The organism is Pseudomonas sp. LAMO17WK12:I1, from assembly GCF_900177315.1.
Taxonomy (GTDB): domain Bacteria; phylum Pseudomonadota; class Gammaproteobacteria; order Pseudomonadales; family Pseudomonadaceae; genus Aquipseudomonas; species Aquipseudomonas marginalis.
The window spans coordinates 1-17,950 of record NZ_FWZV01000023.1 but is presented as its reverse complement, the minus strand read 5'-3'; the positions used below and the strand labels follow the sequence as shown (position 1 = coordinate 17,950).

At 61.1% G+C, this 17,950-nt stretch carries 14 protein-coding genes, 1 tRNA gene and 1 pseudogene; 6 read left to right on the top strand and 10 right to left on the bottom strand.

The genetic code is table 11. The features are described from left to right. Positions 1-23: 23 nt before the first annotated feature. The 3 genes from B9N88_RS30640 to dibA all read right to left on the bottom strand — a co-directional run bounded on the left by B9N88_RS30640 (position 24) and on the right by dibA (position 3,432). Positions 24-1,034 (bottom strand): sulfate ABC transporter substrate-binding protein, encoded by a 1,011-nt coding sequence (locus tag B9N88_RS30640; RefSeq protein WP_027607869.1) that lies wholly within the window; start codon positions 1,032-1,034, stop codon positions 24-26. A 66-nt stretch (positions 1,035-1,100) separates the two neighbouring features. Continuing rightward, positions 1,101-1,283 (bottom strand): sulfur starvation response protein OscA, encoded by a 183-nt coding sequence (gene oscA / locus B9N88_RS30635; protein WP_003170956.1) that lies wholly within the window; start codon positions 1,281-1,283, stop codon positions 1,101-1,103. Between the two features lie 238 nt (positions 1,284-1,521). Continuing rightward, positions 1,522-3,432 carry a phosphodiesterase DibA gene (dibA, locus tag B9N88_RS30630; protein ID WP_027607870.1) on the bottom strand — a complete coding sequence of 637 codons (1,911 nt, stop codon included), beginning with the start codon at positions 3,430-3,432 and terminating at the stop codon, positions 1,522-1,524. 166 nt (positions 3,433-3,598) lie between these two features. On the opposite strand from dibA, the gene desA reads away from it, so the two are divergent. Together desA and B9N88_RS30620 are read left to right on the top strand one after the other, a co-directional pair. Next, a complete protein-coding gene (desA, locus tag B9N88_RS30625) occupies positions 3,599-4,783 on the top strand; it encodes a delta-9 fatty acid desaturase DesA (protein WP_027607871.1) in 1,185 nt (394 codons plus the stop codon). A 188-nt stretch (positions 4,784-4,971) separates the two neighbouring features. Beyond that, on the top strand, positions 4,972-5,973 hold the full coding sequence (locus B9N88_RS30620) for a sensor domain-containing diguanylate cyclase (RefSeq protein WP_027607872.1): 1,002 nt from the start codon (positions 4,972-4,974) through the stop codon (positions 5,971-5,973). A gap of 389 nt (positions 5,974-6,362) precedes the next feature. On the opposite strand, the gene gabT is transcribed toward B9N88_RS30620, so the two are convergent. Together gabT and gabD are read right to left on the bottom strand one after the other, a co-directional pair. Beyond that, a complete protein-coding gene (gene gabT / locus B9N88_RS30615; protein ID WP_027607873.1) occupies positions 6,363-7,640 on the bottom strand; it encodes a 4-aminobutyrate--2-oxoglutarate transaminase in 1,278 nt (425 codons plus the stop codon). A 182-nt stretch (positions 7,641-7,822) separates the two neighbouring features. Continuing rightward, positions 7,823-9,265 carry an NADP-dependent succinate-semialdehyde dehydrogenase gene (gene gabD, locus B9N88_RS30610; protein ID WP_027607874.1) on the bottom strand — a complete coding sequence of 481 codons (1,443 nt, stop codon included), beginning with the start codon at positions 9,263-9,265 and terminating at the stop codon, positions 7,823-7,825. A 369-nt stretch (positions 9,266-9,634) separates the two neighbouring features. Between gabD and B9N88_RS30605 the strand changes: the two genes are divergently transcribed. The 3 genes from B9N88_RS30605 to B9N88_RS30595 all read left to right on the top strand — a co-directional run bounded on the left by B9N88_RS30605 (position 9,635) and on the right by B9N88_RS30595 (position 11,855). Next, positions 9,635-9,711 (top strand) — tRNA-Arg (locus B9N88_RS30605). 80 nt (positions 9,712-9,791) lie between these two features. Beyond that, the gene (locus B9N88_RS30600; protein WP_027607875.1) at positions 9,792-10,832 is read left to right on the top strand and encodes a virulence RhuM family protein; all 1,041 of its coding nucleotides are present in this window, start codon (positions 9,792-9,794) and stop codon (positions 10,830-10,832) included. A 117-nt stretch (positions 10,833-10,949) separates the two neighbouring features. After that, positions 10,950-11,855 carry an aromatic amino acid exporter YddG gene (locus B9N88_RS30595; protein WP_027607876.1) on the top strand — a complete coding sequence of 302 codons (906 nt, stop codon included), beginning with the start codon at positions 10,950-10,952 and terminating at the stop codon, positions 11,853-11,855. 108 nt (positions 11,856-11,963) lie between these two features. On the opposite strand, the gene B9N88_RS30590 is transcribed toward B9N88_RS30595, so the two are convergent. Further along, positions 11,964-13,028, bottom strand: coding sequence for a 2,3-butanediol dehydrogenase (locus tag B9N88_RS30590; RefSeq protein WP_256221369.1), 1,065 nt, complete (start codon positions 13,026-13,028; stop codon positions 11,964-11,966). A gap of 784 nt (positions 13,029-13,812) precedes the next feature. Here B9N88_RS30590 and B9N88_RS30585 point away from each other — a divergent pair. Next, positions 13,813-14,448 carry a LysE family translocator gene (locus B9N88_RS30585; RefSeq protein ID WP_027607878.1) on the top strand — a complete coding sequence of 212 codons (636 nt, stop codon included), beginning with the start codon at positions 13,813-13,815 and terminating at the stop codon, positions 14,446-14,448. A gap of 181 nt (positions 14,449-14,629) precedes the next feature. On the opposite strand, the gene B9N88_RS30580 is transcribed toward B9N88_RS30585, so the two are convergent. The 4 genes and pseudogenes from B9N88_RS30580 to B9N88_RS30565 form a co-directional block, all read right to left on the bottom strand. Beyond that, on the bottom strand, positions 14,630-15,235 hold the full coding sequence (locus tag B9N88_RS30580; RefSeq protein ID WP_027607879.1) for a hypothetical protein: 606 nt from the start codon (positions 15,233-15,235) through the stop codon (positions 14,630-14,632). After that, the gene (locus B9N88_RS30575; protein ID WP_027607880.1) at positions 15,232-15,804 is read right to left on the bottom strand and encodes an RNA polymerase sigma factor; all 573 of its coding nucleotides are present in this window, start codon (positions 15,802-15,804) and stop codon (positions 15,232-15,234) included. Before B9N88_RS30575 ends, B9N88_RS30580 begins: the two co-directional genes overlap by 4 nt. A gap of 91 nt (positions 15,805-15,895) precedes the next feature. Next, a complete protein-coding gene (locus B9N88_RS30570) occupies positions 15,896-17,518 on the bottom strand; it encodes a vWA domain-containing protein (RefSeq protein WP_027607881.1) in 1,623 nt (540 codons plus the stop codon). A 214-nt stretch (positions 17,519-17,732) separates the two neighbouring features. Beyond that, a pseudogene (locus B9N88_RS30565) lies at positions 17,733-17,950 on the bottom strand (IS481 family transposase); the annotation flags it as partial.

The window sequence follows — 17,950 nt, the reverse complement described above, 5'->3', positions numbered from 1 at the left end:
CTGTGGGCGGGTTGTTGCTCGGCTTACTGCGCCGTGTAGATCTGGTCGAACACGCCACCGTCGTTAAAGAATTTCGGCTGGGCAGTTTTCCAGCCGCCGAAGTCTTTGTCGATAGTCACCAGGTCCAGTTTCGGGAACTGCTGGGCGTATTTGGCGGCCACTTTTGCATCCCGTGGGCGGTAGAAGTTCTTCGCCGCAATCTCCTGGCCAGCCGGGCTGTACAGGTGCTTGAGGTATTCAGTGGCGATCTCGGTGTTGCCCTTTTTCTCGGCGTTCTTGTCGACCACGGCCACCGGCGGCTCCGCGAGAATCGACAGGGACGGCACGACGATGTCGAACTTGTCGGCGCCGCCGTCTTCTTTCAGGGCCAGGAACGCCTCGTTTTCCCAGGCCAGCAACACGTCGCCCTGACCGTTGTTGACGAAGGTAATGGTCGAACCGCGCGCGCCGGTGTCGAGGATCGGCACGTGCTTGAACAGCTCCTTGACGTATTCCTGGGCCTTGGCTTCGCTGCCACCGGATTTCAGGCCGTAGGCCCAGGCGGCAAGGAAGTTCCAGCGCGCACCGCCGGAGGTTTTCGGGTTAGGCGTGATCACGGAAACGTCTTTCTTGATCAGGTCGCCCCAATCCTTGATGCCTTTAGGGTTGCCCTTGCGCACCAGGAACACGATGGTCGAGGTGTAGGGCGTGCTCGCATCCGGCAGGCGGGTCTGCCAGTTTTCCGGCAGGGTCTTGCCCAGCTTGGCGATTTCGTCGATGTCACCGGCCAGGGCCAGGGTCACCACGTCGGCGCGCAGGCCGTCGATCACCGCCCGGCCTTGCTTGCCCGATCCACCGTGGGATTGCTGGATCTTGACGGTGTCGCCGGGGTGGGACTGTTTCCAGAAGTTGGTGAACTCAGCGTTGTAGTCCTGGTACAGCTCACGGGTAGGATCGTACGAGACGTTGAGCAACTCGTAGTCCTTGGCAACCGCGGAACCGGCAAACACGGCGCTGGCCAGGGCGGCCAGGGCATAACGGCGAATCGACGACATAGAAGCTCCTGAAAATTCTGGGTGTTGGCTTTTTCTTATAGTGACGGGGTCTATCGCCGTTATTGCTTAGCTCGGTTTGTTACCCGGGTTCTGCAAACGGAATTTTTCCTTGCGTTCGATCTGTACCACTTGAGCGTTGTGCACAGTGATTTCCACCGCGCCAAACCGCAGATCGCGCAAGGCGCTCTGGATCTCGCGCAAAATGGCTGCTTCGTCCTGGCCGTCGACGCTACGTAGAGATGCGCTCATGGTCTCGCTCCTGAAATGAATAGTGCCTCGCAGTGGCGGCACTGCTTGCGGCGTAGGGCGATAGTAGATAAGCGCGGATATTCTTAAAAATACTATTTAAGAATGTTTATATAACCAGAAAGAATTTTCTGGCAGGACGTGGGGTTGCGCGCGTGTTTTGCGACCGAGCACTGAAATAACACCTTGTGAATATCCCAATGTGGGAGGGAGCAAGCCCCCTCCCACATTTGAATGCATTTCAAGCCTGGATGGCGGGGGCGCAGTCCCAGTCAATGGCCTGCGCCGGCATCGGCCGCCCAAACCAGTACCCCTGGCCCATATCGCAGTGCTGCTCCAACAAGAACCGCGCCTGCTCCACCTGTTCGATCCCCTCGGCATGCACCTGCATGCCCATGCTTTTCGCCAGGGCGATCACCACCCGCACGATGGCGGCATCGTCTTCGTCCCACGGCAGCCCGGCGACAAAGCCCTGGTCGATCTTGAGTTTCTGCACCGGCAGGCGCTTGAGGCGCAGCAGGGAGGAATAGCCGGTGCCGAAGTCATCGATGGCCAGGCGCAAGCCCAGTTCGCGCAGGCGGTGCAGTTGTTCCAGGGCCACTTCAGGGTCGTCCATCACCGCGCTTTCAGTGACTTCCAACTCCAGGAAGGCCGGATCCAGGCCGGTATCGTGCAGCACCTGGGCGACTTGATCATAGAGTTCGCGCCGGGCAAACAGGCGGCTGGATACATTGATTGCAATAAAGCTCAGCGGCGCGCCGTCGGCCAGCCATCGGCACATCTGTCGGCAGGCCTGGTCCATCACCCATCCATCGATCTCGGCAATCAACCCGGTGCGTTCGGCGATGGGGATGAAATCACCCGGCGGTACCAGGCCACGCTCGGGGTGTTGCCAGCGCACCAGTGCTTCGACGCCGATCAGGCGGCTGGTGTGCAAGTCGTGCACCGGTTGGTAGTAGACGCGCAACTCCTGCTGTTCGAGGGCGCGGCGCAGTTCGCTGGCGATTTCCACCCGGTTCTGCGCGTGGGCGGTGAGTTCTTCGGTGTACAACGCGTAGCCTTCGCGGCCCACGCTTTTGGCCTTGAAGAGCGCGGAATCGGCGTTGCGCAACAATTGCTCGGCGCTCAGGGCATCATTGGGGAACAGGCTGATGCCGATGCTGGCGCTGATAAACAGTTGATGGCCGTCAAAGATGAACGGCTGCTTCATCACATCCAGCATGCGCTGTGCCAAAGCCGCCGCCTGCACCACCTGTGAGCAGTTTTCCGCGAGCACCGCGAACTCATCCCCGCCCAGGCGCGCCAGGGTCACGCCGGGGCCGAACAGCGCCTTGAGCCGCTCGCCCACCAGCTTGAGCAACTGGTCGCCCACATTGTGGCCAAGGCTGTCGTTGATGATCTTGAAGTGATCCAGGTCCAGCAACAGCAGGGCGCAGCCGCGCTTGTGGAGTTGCGCCGAGGCCAGCGCCTGCTCGGCACGGTCGGTGAACAGCAGGCGGTTGGGCAGGTCGGTCAGCGGGTCGTGGTGGGCCAGGTGGGCCAGTTCGTGCTCGGAATCCTTGATGGCGCTGATGTCGGAAAACACCGCGACGTAATGGCTGATATGGCCCAGGTCATCGTGAATCACGCGAATGGTTTGCCACTGTGGATAAATCTCACCGCTTTTGCGCCGATTCCAGATTTCACCGCTCCATTCACCGGTGTGTTCCAGGGTCTGGAACATCTGTTGATAGAAATTCGACGAATGGCGACCGGACTTGAAGAGGCTCGGCTGCCGGCCCATGACGTCATCGCGCTGGTAGCCGGTGATTTCCATGAAGGCCCGGTTCACATGCACGATCAGGCCCTTGGCGTCGGTGACCAACACCCCTTCGCGGGTGCAATCGAACACGGCAGCAGCCTGGCGCAGGCGCTCGCGGTTCTCTTTCAAGGGTTGCTGCTGGTCGGCCCGGGCAGATCGGGCACAGATCAGGTAGATCAGCCAGGCACTGAGCGCCACCCACACATAACCACGCACCTGCAGCCACTGGTGCAGGTCGGTTGGACTATCGAGAAACTCGATCAATACCCGATGAGTGAGGCCTATCCAGACGCTCGAAGCCAGCAGGTATACCAGCCCCGCACGCAGGGCACCTCGGTATGAAAACAGCATATGCCCAGTAATCCTTACTAAAAGCCCAGAATCGTCCTACAAAGAATGGGGATTATAGGATATGTAACATCTCGTAAGTCTTATCTGAAAGGGCCGCTGGTTTTCTCTGTAGGCTTAGTGATAATGCGTGAGCTGTTCTTTTCTTTATCTGAGGGCCATACAGCCTATGTGGTACAACGGTTTTCTTGACTTGTCGGCCTGGCAACTGGTGGCAGTCACCCTGTTGATGACCCACGTGACCATCGTTGGGGTCACGGTCTATCTGCACCGCTATTCAGCCCATCGCTCCCTGGAGCTCAATGCCGGCCTGAAACACTTCTTCCGCTTCTGGCTGTGGCTGACCACAGCGCAGAACACCCGCGAGTGGACCGCCATCCACCGCAAGCACCACGCCAAGTGCGAGACCGTCGACGACCCGCACAGCCCGGTGATCAAGGGCCTGTCCACCGTATTGCGCAAAGGCGCCGAGCTGTACCGTGCCGAGGCCGAAAACCCCGAGACCTTGCGCATCTACGGCAAGAACTGCCCGGACGACTGGATCGAGCGCAAGCTCTACACCCCTTACCCGCTGCTGGGTGTGGCGATCATGGGCGTGATCGACCTGCTGCTGTTCGGCGCCATCGGCATCACCATCTGGGCAATCCAGATGATGTGGATTCCGTTCTGGGCCGCCGGCGTGATCAACGGCCTGGGCCATGCCGTGGGCTATCGCAACTTCGAATGCCGTGACGCCGCCACCAACCTGGTGCCGTGGGGCATCATCGTCGGCGGCGAAGAGCTGCACAACAATCACCACACCTACCCCAACTCGGCCAAGCTGTCGGTAAAGAAGTGGGAATTCGACCTGGGCTGGGCATGGATCAAGGTGTTCAGCTTCCTGCGCCTGGCCAAGGTGCAGCGCGTGGCGCCGATTGCCCACCGCGTGGAAGGCAAGGGCCACCTGGACATGGACACCGCCATGGCGATCCTCAACAACCGCTTCCAGATCATGGCCCAGTACCGCAAGTTGGTGATCGGCCCGTTGGTCAAGCAGGAGCTGGAAAAAGTCGATCACTCGGTGCGCCACCAGTTCCACCGCGCCAAACGCCTGCTGTCACGGGAAACCAGCCTGCTGGATGACCGCCACCACCTGCGGATCCAGAGCATGCTGGAACACAGCCAGGCGCTGAAAGTGATCTACGAAAAACGCCTGGCGCTGCAGCAGATCTGGCTCAAGACCAGCTCCAACGGCCACGACATGCTCGCCGCCATCAAGGAATGGGTGCACGAGGCCGAGGCCAGCGGCATCCAGTCCCTGCGGGATTTTGCCCACCAATTGAAGACCTATTCGCTGCGTCCTGCGGCGGTCTGACAGTAGCGTGGGAGGGCTTGCCCTCCCACCCATCAGCTTTTTGGCGTCATTTCTCGGACACCGTCAATCGAGCCTGTTGACGGAACTTCACTGCAATTCGCCTCTCTCAATGAACACTTCGCCATCATGGTGGCCCCTTGTAGTGACCGCTGCTCGATCTTGCGGCGCGCCCAGAGAGAGTTGTGCCGATGGTTCTCGAAAAGCCCTTCACCGCCGACAGCCCTACCGCTGACCCTCCGCGTCCGGCCGCGGCAGCAACCCTGCTGGCACTGGTACATGCCCAGGGCGAAGTCGAGCGACTGAGTGAGCGCGAACAATTGCTCAGTTCTCTGCTGGTCAGCGTAAACGCCGTGCTGTGGGCCATCGATTGGCAGACCCGCCGCGTGCTCTACGTGAGCCCGGCATACGAGCGGATTTTTGGACGTTCCGCCGGCCTGCTGCTGGCGGACCACCGCGAATGGCGCAACAGCATTCACCCCGAAGACCTCGACTACGCCGAACACAGCCTGGCGCGCGTGCTGGAGCAGGGGGCCGTGGAAGACCGCGAGTACCGCATCATCACTGCCGACGGGCAGATCCGCTGGCTGAGCGACAAGTGCTACATCAACCAGCAGGTCGAACCCGGCGAGCCGGTGATCGTCGTCGGCATGGCCGAAGACATCACGGAAAAAAAACAGCTGGAACTGGAGCTGCACCGTCTCGCCACCACCGACGTGCTGACCCAGAGCAGCAACCGCCGACACTTCTTCGAATGCGCCAACCAGGCCTTCGACAGCGCCTGCGCCCAAGGCGCGCCGCTGGCCTTCCTGCTGCTGGACATCGATGACTTCAAGGACGTCAACGACACCTACGGCCACCTGGAAGGCGACCAGGTGCTGCGGCGTATCGCCGAGAGCGGTCGCGGGGTACTGCGCCGTGGCGACCTGTTCGGGCGCATTGGCGGCGAAGAGTTCGCCGCCGTTCTGCCGGGTTGCGCGCCGGAGATGGCGCTGCAAGTGGCCGAGCGCCTGGGCAGGGAGATTCAGGCGCTGAGCTTCAGCTATGAGGGCCAGGCGTTCAGCGTGACCATCAGCCAGGGCCTGGCCAGCCTGACCGAGGAAGACTCCACCCTGGACAGCCTGTTCGCCCGCGCCGATGCCGCCATGTATGAGGCCAAGCGCCTGGGCAAGAATCGCGTGATCGCTGGCTGAATGCCGATCACTGTGGGAGGGGCTTGCCCCAATGCCGGTCAGTTAAGGGACAGAGCGGGCAACCCGTCATCTGTGGCGAGCGGGCTTGTCGAATCGTCGCACCGCCCGCGTTGGGCTGCACAGCAGCCCCAAAACCAAGCGCAGAGGAGTGCCTGATACACCGCATTTTGTCTTTATTAGGGGCGCTTCGCGCCCCGGCGCGGGACAAGCCCGCTCACCACAAGAATGCGGTTGCCTGAAATTGTTTATGCAAGACTCAAGATTTTAGAGTGAAATTTTTTACCCTTTAAAATCAGTAATTTATTTTAAATTTGATAAGAGCTGGCTTGCTTCAGGCACAAAAAAACCCGCCGAAGCGGGTTTTTCTTATCGATCAGGCCAACTGCCGCTTACAGCTCGGAGAAGCACTCTTCGATGATCGCCAAGCCTTTGTCCAACTGCTCGTCCGGCGAGGTCAGCGGCACCAGTACGCGCAACACGTTGCCGTAGGTGCCGCAGGACAGCAGGATCAAGCCCTTGTCACGCGCCTTGGCCACCACGGCGGCAACGGCTGCAGCGTTTGGCTTGTGGCTGTCGCCGTCTTCGAACAACTCGACCGCGATCATCGCGCCCAGGGCACGCACGTCACCGATCACCGGGTACTTGGCTTGAATCGACTTGAGGCCAGTCACCAGGCGCTCGCCGACAGCCTTGCAGCGGTCCAGCAGGTGCTCTTCCTCAAACACGTCCATCACCGCCAGCGCAGCGGCGCAAGCGATCGGGCTACCGGCGTAGGTGCCGCCCAGGCCACCTGGGGCAATGGCGTCCATGTATTCGGCCTTGCCGCACACACCGGCCAGGGGGAAACCGCCAGCGATGGATTTGGCGAAGGTGGTCAGGTCGGCGGCAACGCCCATCTGTTCCATGGCGAAGAAGGTACCGGTACGGCCGGCACCGGTTTGCACTTCGTCGGCGATCAGCAGGATGCCGTGCTTGTCGCACAGTTCGCGCAGGCGCTTCATGAACGGCTTCGGCGCGACGTAGAAACCGCCCTCGCCTTGGACCGGCTCGATGATGATGGCGGCGATATCACGCGGCTCGGCATCGTTCTTGAAGATGCGCTCGATGCTGGCGATGGAGTCGTCGTCGCTGACACCGTGCAGTTCGTTCGGGTACAGCGCGCGGAACACGCCGCCTGGCATCAGGCCCATGCCGGCCGAGTAAGGCACCACTTTACCGGTGAGACCCAGGGTCATCATGGTGCGGCCGTGGTAGGCGCCGGTGAAAGCGATCACGCCGGCACGGCCAGTCGCGGCACGGGCGATTTTCACGGCGTTTTCAACGGCTTCGGAACCGGTGGTGACCAACAGGGTTTTCTTGGCGAAATCGCCTGGAACCTTGGCGTTCACTTTCTCGCACACTTCGACGTACGGCTCGTAGGCCAGTACCTGGAAGCACGTGTGGGTCAGCTTGTTCAGCTGTTCGGTCACGGCGGCGATGATTTTCGGGTGCACGTGGCCGGTGTTCAGCACGGCGATACCGCCGGCGAAGTCGATGAACTCGCGACCTTCAACGTCGGTCACGGTGGCGTTCTTCGCGGATTCGGCGAAGATCGGGTGAATCTGGCCAACACCGCGCGGTACAGCGGCTTCGCGGCGTTTCATCAGGGAAGCGTTGGTCTTGCTCATAAAGTCCTCATTCGCCACTCATCGGGTGGCGTTGTTCAAGGAATACGTGGCGGGGAGGCAACTACGGCAGCATGCGATGATCGACTGCCACAGCTTTCCCGGCCACTACGAATAACGATGTGAAACACGCAAAGGGTCAGCGCTCTCGTGCCCTTTGCGTTTGCTGCAATCTCTTACGGGGCTTAGATGCCCAGGCAGAGGTATTTGATTTCCAGGTAGTCCTCGATCCCATACTTGGAGCCTTCACGGCCCAGGCCCGAGGCCTTGATGCCGCCGAACGGCGCCACTTCGTTGGAGATCAACCCGGTGTTGACCCCGACCATGCCGTATTCCAGGGCTTCGGCCACACGGAACACACGGCCCAGGTCGCGGGCGTAGAAGTAGGACGCCAGGCCGAACTCGGTGTCGTTGGACATCGCGATCACTTCGGCTTCGTCCTTGAAGCGGAACAGCGGCGCCAGCGGGCCAAAGGTTTCTTCCTTGGCGACGGCGGCGTTTTTCGGCACGTCGACCAGGATGGTCGGCTCGAAGAAGTTGCCTTCCATCACCTTGCCACCGGCCAACAGCTTGGCGCCTTTGCTCAGGGCGTCGGCGATGTGTTCCTGGACCTTGGCCACGGCTTTTTCGTCGATCAGCGGGCCGGTGGTGGTGCCCTCTTCCAGACCGTTGCCGATCTTCAATTTGGCCACCGCGACTTTCAGTTTTTCCGCAAACGCGTCGTACACCGAATCCTGGATGTACAGGCGGTTGGCGCAGACGCAGGTCTGGCCGTTGTTGCGGTACTTGGAGATGATCGCGCCTTCGACGGCCTTATCCAGGTCCGCGTCGTCGAACACGATAAACGGCGCGTTGCCGCCCAGCTCCAGGGAAACTTTCTTGATGTCCTTGGCGCATTCGGCCATCAACTGGCGACCGATTTCGGTGGAGCCGGTGAAGGACAATTTACGCACGATCGGGTTGCTGGTCAGCTCGCCGCCGATATCGCCGGCACTGCCGGTGACCACGCTCAGCACGCCTTTCGGGATACCGGCACGGTGCGCCAGCTCAACCAGGGCCAGGGCCGAGAACGGGGTTTGCGAGGCTGGCTTGATCACCATGGTGCAACCGGCGGCCAAGGCCGGGCCGGCTTTACGGGTGATCATCGCGGCCGGGAAGTTCCACGGCGTGATGGCGGCGGTCACGCCGATAGGCTGCTTGATCACGATCAGGCGCTTGTCGGGCTGGTGGCCGGGGATCACGTCGCCATAGATGCGCTTGGCTTCTTCGGCGAACCACTCGATAAAGGACGCGGCGTAGACGATTTCGCCCTTGGCTTCGGCCAATGGCTTGCCTTGTTCCAGGGTCATCAGGCGACCGAGATCATCCTGGTTTTCGATCAGCAGCTCGAACCAACGGCGCAGCTTGTTGGCGCGCTCCTTGGCGGTCAGCGCACGCCAGGCCGGCAGCGCCTTGTCGGCGGCTTCGATAGCGCGACGGGTTTCCGCGGCGCCCATCTTTGGCACGGTGCCGATAATCTCGCCCGTGGCCGGGTTGTTGACCTTGATGGTCTGACCGTTGTCCGCATCCACCCAAGCGCCATCGATAAAGGCCTGCTGGCGGAACAACTGGGAATCTTTGAGCTGCATGTCGGCTTTCCTTAACAGCACCGCGCGCACGCGGAGCGAATTAGAGTTGTTGAAAGGCGCCTTGTGGGCTGCCGTCAGGGAAATCAGCCCCCGCGCGCGCGATCAGTGAATAGCGCACGAGAGACAGAGCGTTTGAAATCTCAAACGAATCCTAGGATCAATGGGGGTACAGGGCAATAGTCTGTTCGAAAAAAAGAACGAAAACGGCGCATTTGCCGGATTTTTCTGATCAGCGTGATCGAGCCCGTTCCGCCGTGTTGACCAACGGCGCCCGGCGCAGGGCCTCTGCGCGGCAAATGCCTACGTTTGAACGGCCAAAGACCGGCATGGACGCCCAAGGTCGACATGGGTATGATGTCGCCCGCACAAGCATCCGTAGCTCAGCTGGATAGAGTACTGCCCTCCGAAGGCAGGGGTCGTGGGTTCGAATCCCGCCGGGTGCACCAGATATAGATGAAAAGCCCCAGGTCGAAAGGCCTGGGGCTTTTTTGTAGACTGTCGATCAGCCCGATCACTGAGTTCTCACATGAGCGACAGCAGCCAGAACCAACACCCTCCAGCCCCACTAGGTGAAATACTGCTGTTCCAGAGCGGTGACGGTTCAGTTCGCCTGGAGTGTCGTTTTGACAGCGATACCCTGTGGCTATCGCAGGCCATGATTTGTGAGTTGTATGGCAAGGCGAAAGCGACTATCAGCGAACATATCAGCCACATCTTTGCAGAGGGCGAATTGGCTGAAAATTCAGTTGTTCGGTTTTACCGAACAACTGCCGCCGACGATAAGCCCTACAACGTCAGACACTTCAGCCTACCGCTGATTCTGGCCGTCGGTTATCGAGTACGTTCCAAGCGAGGTACGCAGTTCCGCCAATGGGCTACGCAGATATTGCAGGAGTTCTTGGTCAAAGGCTTCGTCATGGATGATGAACGGCTGAAGAACCCTCCAGTGGGTCGTTCATTGGCTCCTGACTACTTTGACGAATTGCTTGAACGCATTCGCGATATCCGCGCCAGCGAGCGGCGGGTTTACCTGCGAGTTCGGGAAATTTTCGCGATGGCTGCGGACTACGTGCCGTCGAATAGTGAAACGACCGCTTTCTTTCAAATCATTCAAAACAAACTGCACTTCGCGAGCACCGGCCTTACCGCTGCCGAACTAATTGCCCAACGTGTCGACTCGACACAACCAAATATGGGCCTCACCAGCTTCAAAGGTGATGAGGTACGCAAAAGCGATGTCACGATCGCCAAAAACTATCTGCGTGCAGACGAAATTTCCGCATTGAATCGCATTGTCACCATGTGGCTGGACTTCGCAGAAGACCAAGCGTTGAGGCGCAAGCAAATCTTCCTACGGGACTGGCAGGAAAAACTGGATCAGTTCCTAGCCTTCAATGACCGTGAGGTTTTGCAGGATTCTGGACAGGTCAGCAAGCACGTGGCTGACGACAAAGCGAAAGCGGAGTACGAACGTTACAATCAGCAACGCAGGGTATTGAAAGAAGCCAAGGGAGAATCCTTAAGCATTGAGGCACTGCGGGCGATCTCACAGAAGACAAATCAGTGAAGCCGTTCGTATGGCTCATAGGCCTCAAGTCAAAAGACCTCGGAATTTTTGTGGGGCGGCATCGACGCCCAAATGCTGAGCAACCTCGATAACCCCCTGACCCCCGGAGACTCACGGATGAGCACTTCCAACCCACCCATCACCCTTGCCAAGGGCGCCGCCAGTGCGACGCTGATCGGGGTGATTGCCGTGTTTTTGTGGGCGTGCCTGGCGCTTCTGACCACCTTGACCGCCGGCATCCCGGCCTTTCAGTTGCTGGCTTCGAGCTTCGCGGTCGCGTTCGTGGCCAGCCTGTGCGTGCTGGGGCTGCGTGGCGCTGCGGGGTTCAGCAGCTGGCGCCAGCCCTGGCCGGTGTGGGCAACAGGTTTTGCCGGGATCTTTGTCTATCACGCGTTGTATTTCTTTGCCCTGAAGGCCGCGCCTGCGGCTGAAGCCAGCCTGATTGCCTATCTGTGGCCACTGCTGATCGTGCTGCTGTCGAGCCTTGCCACCGGCGAGTCGCTGCGCAAGCGCCAGCTGCTGGGCGCCTTGCTCGGCCTGGCGGGGACGGCCTTCATCATGCAGCTGCGGGCCCGGAGTGACAGTGCGTCGATGCCGGTGATCGGTTACGCCGCCGCCTTTGCGTGTGCCTGGGTCTGGGCGATCTATTCGGTGTTCAACCGGCGGTTCAGCCATGTTCCGAGCAGCATCATCGGGGGGATCTGCGGGCTGGTGGCAGTGGCCGGGGGGCTCTGTCACCTGGCTTTCGAAACCACGGTGCAGCCTGAGCCGGGCCAGTGGGCGGCGATCATTGCCCTGGGGCTGGGCCCTGTGGGCCTGGCTTTTTTCGCCTGGGACCACGCGACCAAGCACGGAAACCTATCGATGCTGGGCGCCCTGTCTTACCTGGCGCCGCTGTTCTCCACGCTGCTGCTGATTGCCGTGGGACAAAGCGATGCCAAGCCGATCCTGATGATTCCCGCGGTATTGATCATTACGGGGGCGGTCATCGCCACTTCACGCTCACGCACGACCTCGCGGTGATCTCGACGGGCCGAGTTTTTCAGTCGTGCCCACACGCCCACACGCCCCTTCTCTGTCTTGCTTGGGGAGTCGGGAGCGGGGCAAAGACTGCGGCGGTCAGCGTGCGCGTCAGACCCTGGCAGGCGACACAATGATCTTCACATTGTGTTCCTTGTTTTTAACCAGTTCCTCGAAGCCCTGGCCCACGATCTGTTCCAGCTGAATGCGCCCCGTCACCAGTGGCGAGATGTCCAGCCGCCCATCGGCGATAAACGCGATCACGTCGGCGAACTCCCCATTGTAGGCCAGCGCGCCGAGTACCTGTTTTTCCGTGGCCACCAGCTCGAAAAAGTTGAATTCACTGGGTTCTTCGAAGATGCCCACCAGTACGCACTTGCCGGCCTTGCGGATCAGGTCGATGGCAAGTTTGGCCGTGTGTTTGTTGCCGATGCATTCGAAACTGACGTCCGCGCCTAGCCCGCCGGTCAGGCGGCGGACCTCGGCCAGGGCGGCGCATTCATTCGGATCGAGCACGTGGGTCGCCCCCACTTCCCGGGCCTTGGCCTTGCGCGCGCCGGACATTTCCAGCGCGATCACCTGGGCCGCGCCCGCCGCCTTGGCACACATGATGGTGCACAGGCCGATGGTGCCGGCACCGACCACCACGACGTTTTGCCCGAGCAGGCTTCCGGCTTTTTTCACCGCGTGCATGCCGACGGCCAGCGGCTCGATCAGCGCCCCGGCTTCAGCGGGGAAGTTCGCCGGCAATTTGTACAGCAGGTTGGCGGGCACGTTGACCAGCTCGGCGAAGGCGCCGTTGTTCATCAGGCCGGTGAAGGCCAGGTTTTCGCAAATGTTGTAGAGCCCGTGGGTGCAGTAGTAGCAGGTGCCGCAATGCTGGCAGGCGTCGGCCGCCACCGGCTCGCCGACGCTGAAACCCTGTACGCCGGCACCGAGTTCGACGATCTCGCCACAAAACTCATGACCGAGAATGCACTGGCCCTTGATCCCGGTCAGCGGGTGCGGGGCGTCGACCGGAATGAACACCGGGCCGGCCACGTACTCATGCAGATCGGACCCGCAAATGCCGCACCATTGCACGCGGATCTGCACCCAACCGGCAGGCGGCGAAACGGGCAGCGGCACGTCTTCGACGCGGATGTCGTTACGACCGTGCCAGACAGCGGCACGCATGCTGCGTTGCGAGTTGCTCGAAAGGCTCATAGCGAAGTCTCCTTGAAACGGTTGGCACTGGCGCGCCGGGTGGGTTGCCAGTGGCCAGAGCAAGGCCGGTGCCAGCTGTGCAAAAACGCCTGGACGCCCCTCTCCTAGAGCCGCCGAATGAAAACCTAAGATTGACCGGCATCGAGGTCAAACGAGACGCGCCATGCCAGATCGCGCACGGTAGCGACGAGACCGTGAGACGTTGCGTCTCACTGCAAGCGTTGATGCCAGGGGCGTACCTGATCCACCTCAGTCGTCTTCATTAGGGGCGCTTCGCACCCCAACGCGGGGCAAGCCCGCTCACCACAGCAAGCCCGATCACCACAATAAGCTTGCGCAGGCCCACCCGATAACCCATTCGAGATTGCACCTCCACGCCCCACGTGATCGAGGACTACTCGTAACTTGTGGTGAGCGGGCTTGCCCCGCGCTGGGCTGCGAAGCAGACCCAAAACCAGGCGCTGCGGTTTACCTGACAGAACACAGGGATCCTGATTGGGGCTGCTTCGCAGCCCAGCGCGGGGCAAGCCCGCTCACCACAACAAGCCCGATCACCACAGCAAGCCCGATCACCACAAGTAGGGTGTTCGCCCTTAACTGACGGACTCGCCGCCAACCAAGGGTGCTCAGCGGCCCAAGCCCCCTGTATGACGTTTTGTCGGCCGATCTGTATCTAACGCGCGCCCTGCTCCCGCCCTACCATCAGGTGCATCCAACCTGCGCAACGACGCGCTCAACCTACAGGAGTTAACCCATGCCCGAACTGTCGAGCCTGCTGGCGTATGGTCTGATTTCCCTTGGCATGGTGCTGACGCCCGGGCCGAACATGATCTACCTGATTTCGCGCTCGATCTGCCAGGGGCCGCTGGCCGGGTTGATTTCACTGGGCGGCGTGGCGCTGGGTTTCGTCGTGTATATGCTGTGTGCGGCGCTGGGGATTACCGCGTTGCTGATGGCAGTGCCGTATGCGTATGACGCACTCAGGCTCGGCGGTGCGCTTTACCTGTTGTACCTGGCCTGGCAAGCGGTCAAGCCCGGCGGGCGCTCGGCGTTTCATGTGCGCGACTTGCCCAGGGACGGCCCACGCAAGCTGTTCATGATGGGCTTTGTGACCAACCTGTTGAATCCGAAAGTCGCGGTGATGTATCTGTCATTGCTGCCCCAATTCATCTCCCCCACTGGCCACGGCAGCGTGCTGACACAATCCATCGTGCTGGGGTTTACCCAGATCATGATCAGTGTGAGCGTGAATGCGGTGATCGCCATCATGGCCGGTTCCATCGCGACCTTCCTGGCGGCCAAGCCGGTTTGGCAACTGGTGCAGCGCTGGCTGATGGGGACGGTGCTGGCTGGCCTGGCGGTGCGCATGGTTTTTGATGCGCGGCGTTGAAGACGGGCCTTGAGGGCACTGTGGTGAGCGGGCTTGCCCCGCGTTGGGCTGTGCAGCAGCCCCAAAACCAGACGCTGTGCGCTATCGGGTATACCGCATTTGTCTTCATTGGGGGTGCTTCGCACCCCAGCGCGGGGCAAGCCCGCTCACCACAGATTACCGGTGGCCCATTCTTTCTTGGTCAATGCTTGCGCAGCGCCTCCAGCCGTGCGGGCAGGTCTTCCTCGGGAAAGCGCGCGTGCAACGCCAGCAATTTTTCATCCGCGGCTTTGCTTTCACCCGCTTCACGCAAGCGCACGATCGACTGTAACTCTTGCTCCAGCGACGGCAACGCTGACGGTGCGCGCTTGCTGAGCCTGGCGCTCGATTCATCTGCCAGCGCACCTGCCATCTCAGCCTGAACCGGCGCACGTTCAGCCTTGGGCGCGGCGGCGATGCGCGCCATCGGCGCCGGTGCGGACAACGCTTGCGGTGCCGGGCGGGCGGTTTCCTCGTGCAGGGCGGAGAAGGTCGCCGTGGAGATTTCAGGTTGCGGCACGGGCGAGCGCGTGACCACGCCGATCATCAGCGCCAAGCCGGCCACGGTGGCGAATGCCATTTGCCAGCGCGGGCGTTGGCAGGCGTGCAGCCAGCGTTGCCACAGGCTCGGTTGCGGTGCCGGGGCTTCGCGGCGGGCGGCGTCGAGGATGAAGGCGTCGAGGGATGCGGGCGGCTCGCCGCTGCTGTGTTGACGGTAGTGCTGGATCAGCACGTCGTCGGTGTCGGGCGTATGTCGGGAGTCGGTCATGCAAGTATCTCCTCGGCCAGCAGGCGGCGCAGTTTCTGCTGGGCGTAACGCAGGCGGCTTTTGACGGTTTCCAGCGGGGCTTGGGTGAGGGCGGCGATTTGCGGCACGTCGAGGTCGCCGTGCAGGCGCAGCAGGAAGACTTCGCGCTGGTCTTCAGGCAAGTCTTGCAGGGCAGCGTCGAGGCGCGCCTGGTCGCGGCTCAGGCTCAGCTGTTGCTCGGGGCCGGCGCTGTCGTCGGCCTGGGCGTGCAGTTGCTCATCGTAGCTGTCGTGCAAGGGGTTATGGATGCCGTGCTTGCGCCAGTGGTCGATCAGGCGGTTGCGGGCGATCTGGAACAGCCATGTACGAAAACTCGCCCGGCCTTGTGGCTGGGTGTTGCTGCGGATCAGGCTGAGCCAGGTGTCCTGGTAGATTTCCTCGGCCAGTTCGGCCTTGTTGCTCAGGGACACGAGGAAGCGGTAGAGGCCTTGGCGATGCCGCGCGTACAAGGCTTCGAACGCGGCGGCGTCACCGGCGCGGTAACGGGCCAGCAGCGATTCGTCGCTGGATGGATCATCTGGAACAGCCATGCAGGGGGCGAACTCCTTTTATAAATTTAACGCTGTTCAAGTGTGGGAGGGGCAAGCCCCCTCCCACATTTGATCAGTGTCCTGTTTGAGATCAGGGTTTCAGGCTTTGGGCCAGTTCCACCAGTTGCACGAACTCGTTGCGCAGGCCAAAGGGGTCATCGCCCCGGGCCGAGCGGGCCAGTGCGGCGGTGTCCTTCAAACTCATGCTGCCAGTGTAGCGGCCATCGCCCTTGAGCTGTTGGGCGAAGGCGGCCACCGCCGCCGAGAAGCGCAGGTCGTCGCTGGCCTGGGTGGTTTCGTGGCGGATGGGCCGTTCGATCAAGCGGCTATCACCGCCCGTGGCGGGCTTGTAGCGCACGCGCAGCATCGCCAGTTCATCGGATTTACCTTCGGCCGCAGGCGCAGTGGCGTAGCGCAATGGCTCCAACCAGCCCTTCTGGCCCTTCGGCACAATTTCATACAGCGCGGTCACGGTATGCCCTGCGCCGATCTCACCGGCATCGACTTTGTCGTTGTTGAAATCCTCACGCTTGAGGGCGCGATTTTCATAGCCCAGCAGTCGATACTCGCTGACCTGTGCCGGGTTGAATTCCACCTGCACTTTCACATCCCGCGCGACCACCGCCAGGGTTGAACTGAGCTGGTCCACCAGCACCTTGCGGGCTTCGCGCAGGTTGTCGATATAGGCGTAATTGCCATCGCCGGCATCGGCCAGTTGTTCCATCAGGTGTTCGTTGTAGTTATCCACACCGAAGCCCAGGGTGGTCAGGGACACCCCGCTTTTACGCTGCTCGGCGGCCATTTGCTTGAGGCTGTCGAAGTCGCTGACGCCCACATTGAAGTCACCGTCGGTGGCCAGCAGGATGCGGTTGATGCCCTTGTCGATAAAGCCTTCGCGGGCCATCTGGTAGGCCAGTTCGATGCCGGATGCGCCTGCCGTGGAACCGCCGGCGGTGAGTTGATCGATGGCATTGCGGATCCTGGCCTTGTCGCGCCCCGATGTGGGCTTGAGCACTACGCGGGACTCACCGGCGTAGACCACCAATGAAACCCGGTCCTGATCACGCAACTGGTCCACCAGCAGTTTCAGGGTGCTTTGCACCAGCGGCAAGCCTTCGCGGCGGTCCATGGAGCCGGACACATCCACCAGGAACACCAGGTTGGCCGGCGCCAGGTCCGCCACGGCGCGGTCGGACGCCTTGAGGCCGATGCGCAGCAGTTGGGTATGCGGGTTCCACGGCGTGGCGGCGACTTCGGTGGTCACGCCAAACGGTGAGCCGTCGGTGGGCAAGGCGTAGTTGTAGGGGAAGTAGTTGACCATTTCCTCCAGTCGCACAGCGCCTTCGGGCGGCAGGCTGCCTTGGTTGAGGAAGCGTCTGACGTTGGCGTAGCTGCCTGTGTCGACATCCACACTGAAGGTGGACACCGGCGTCTCGGCCACGCGATGCACCGGGTTGTCCGGCAGGTTGGCGTATTGCTCGCGGGGTTCGCTGCGGTAATCCATCGCCGCTGATTCCTGCATGCGCATTGGCGCGGGCATTGCCATGCGCTTGACCAAGGCGCCCTGGGGCGACGCGCGTTGCAGCTCGGCAACGGGCTCGGCCGGTTTGGCCAACTCAGGGGACGAAGACAGCCCACACCCGGCCAGCGCCACCACCAGGGTGACGGCAAAGCCTTGGGCAGCAGGACGCAGGAAGAGCAGAGGACGGGACATGGGCTGAACCTCGTGAATGAATGATCCGTTCACAAGGTCAGACGCAAGGTGCGGGATGTTCGGGTTAACCCTGGTTCGAATAACACCACAGTCCAACTGTGGGAGGGGGCTTGCCCCCGATGGCGGTGGGTCAGTCAAACATGTACTGACTGATCTATCGCTATCGGGGTGTAGAACCGTAGACATCGTTTACATCTGAAACCGGGGACATCGTTTACACATTTGAGGCCTGGACGCGGGTCATACCTCGTCCAAGCCTCCCCAAGGGATAATCACACAGGTACAAATCCCAAGCATCATCTTCAGCTTCTTTGAGCCCTATCCTTTCCCCGGACAGCGCCTCGCTGATAAATACCAACTTGCCGTTCCACTTGATCGATCCGTCCTGCCTGACGCTTCGAACTTTCATTTCTGCCGGATATTCCACATCGG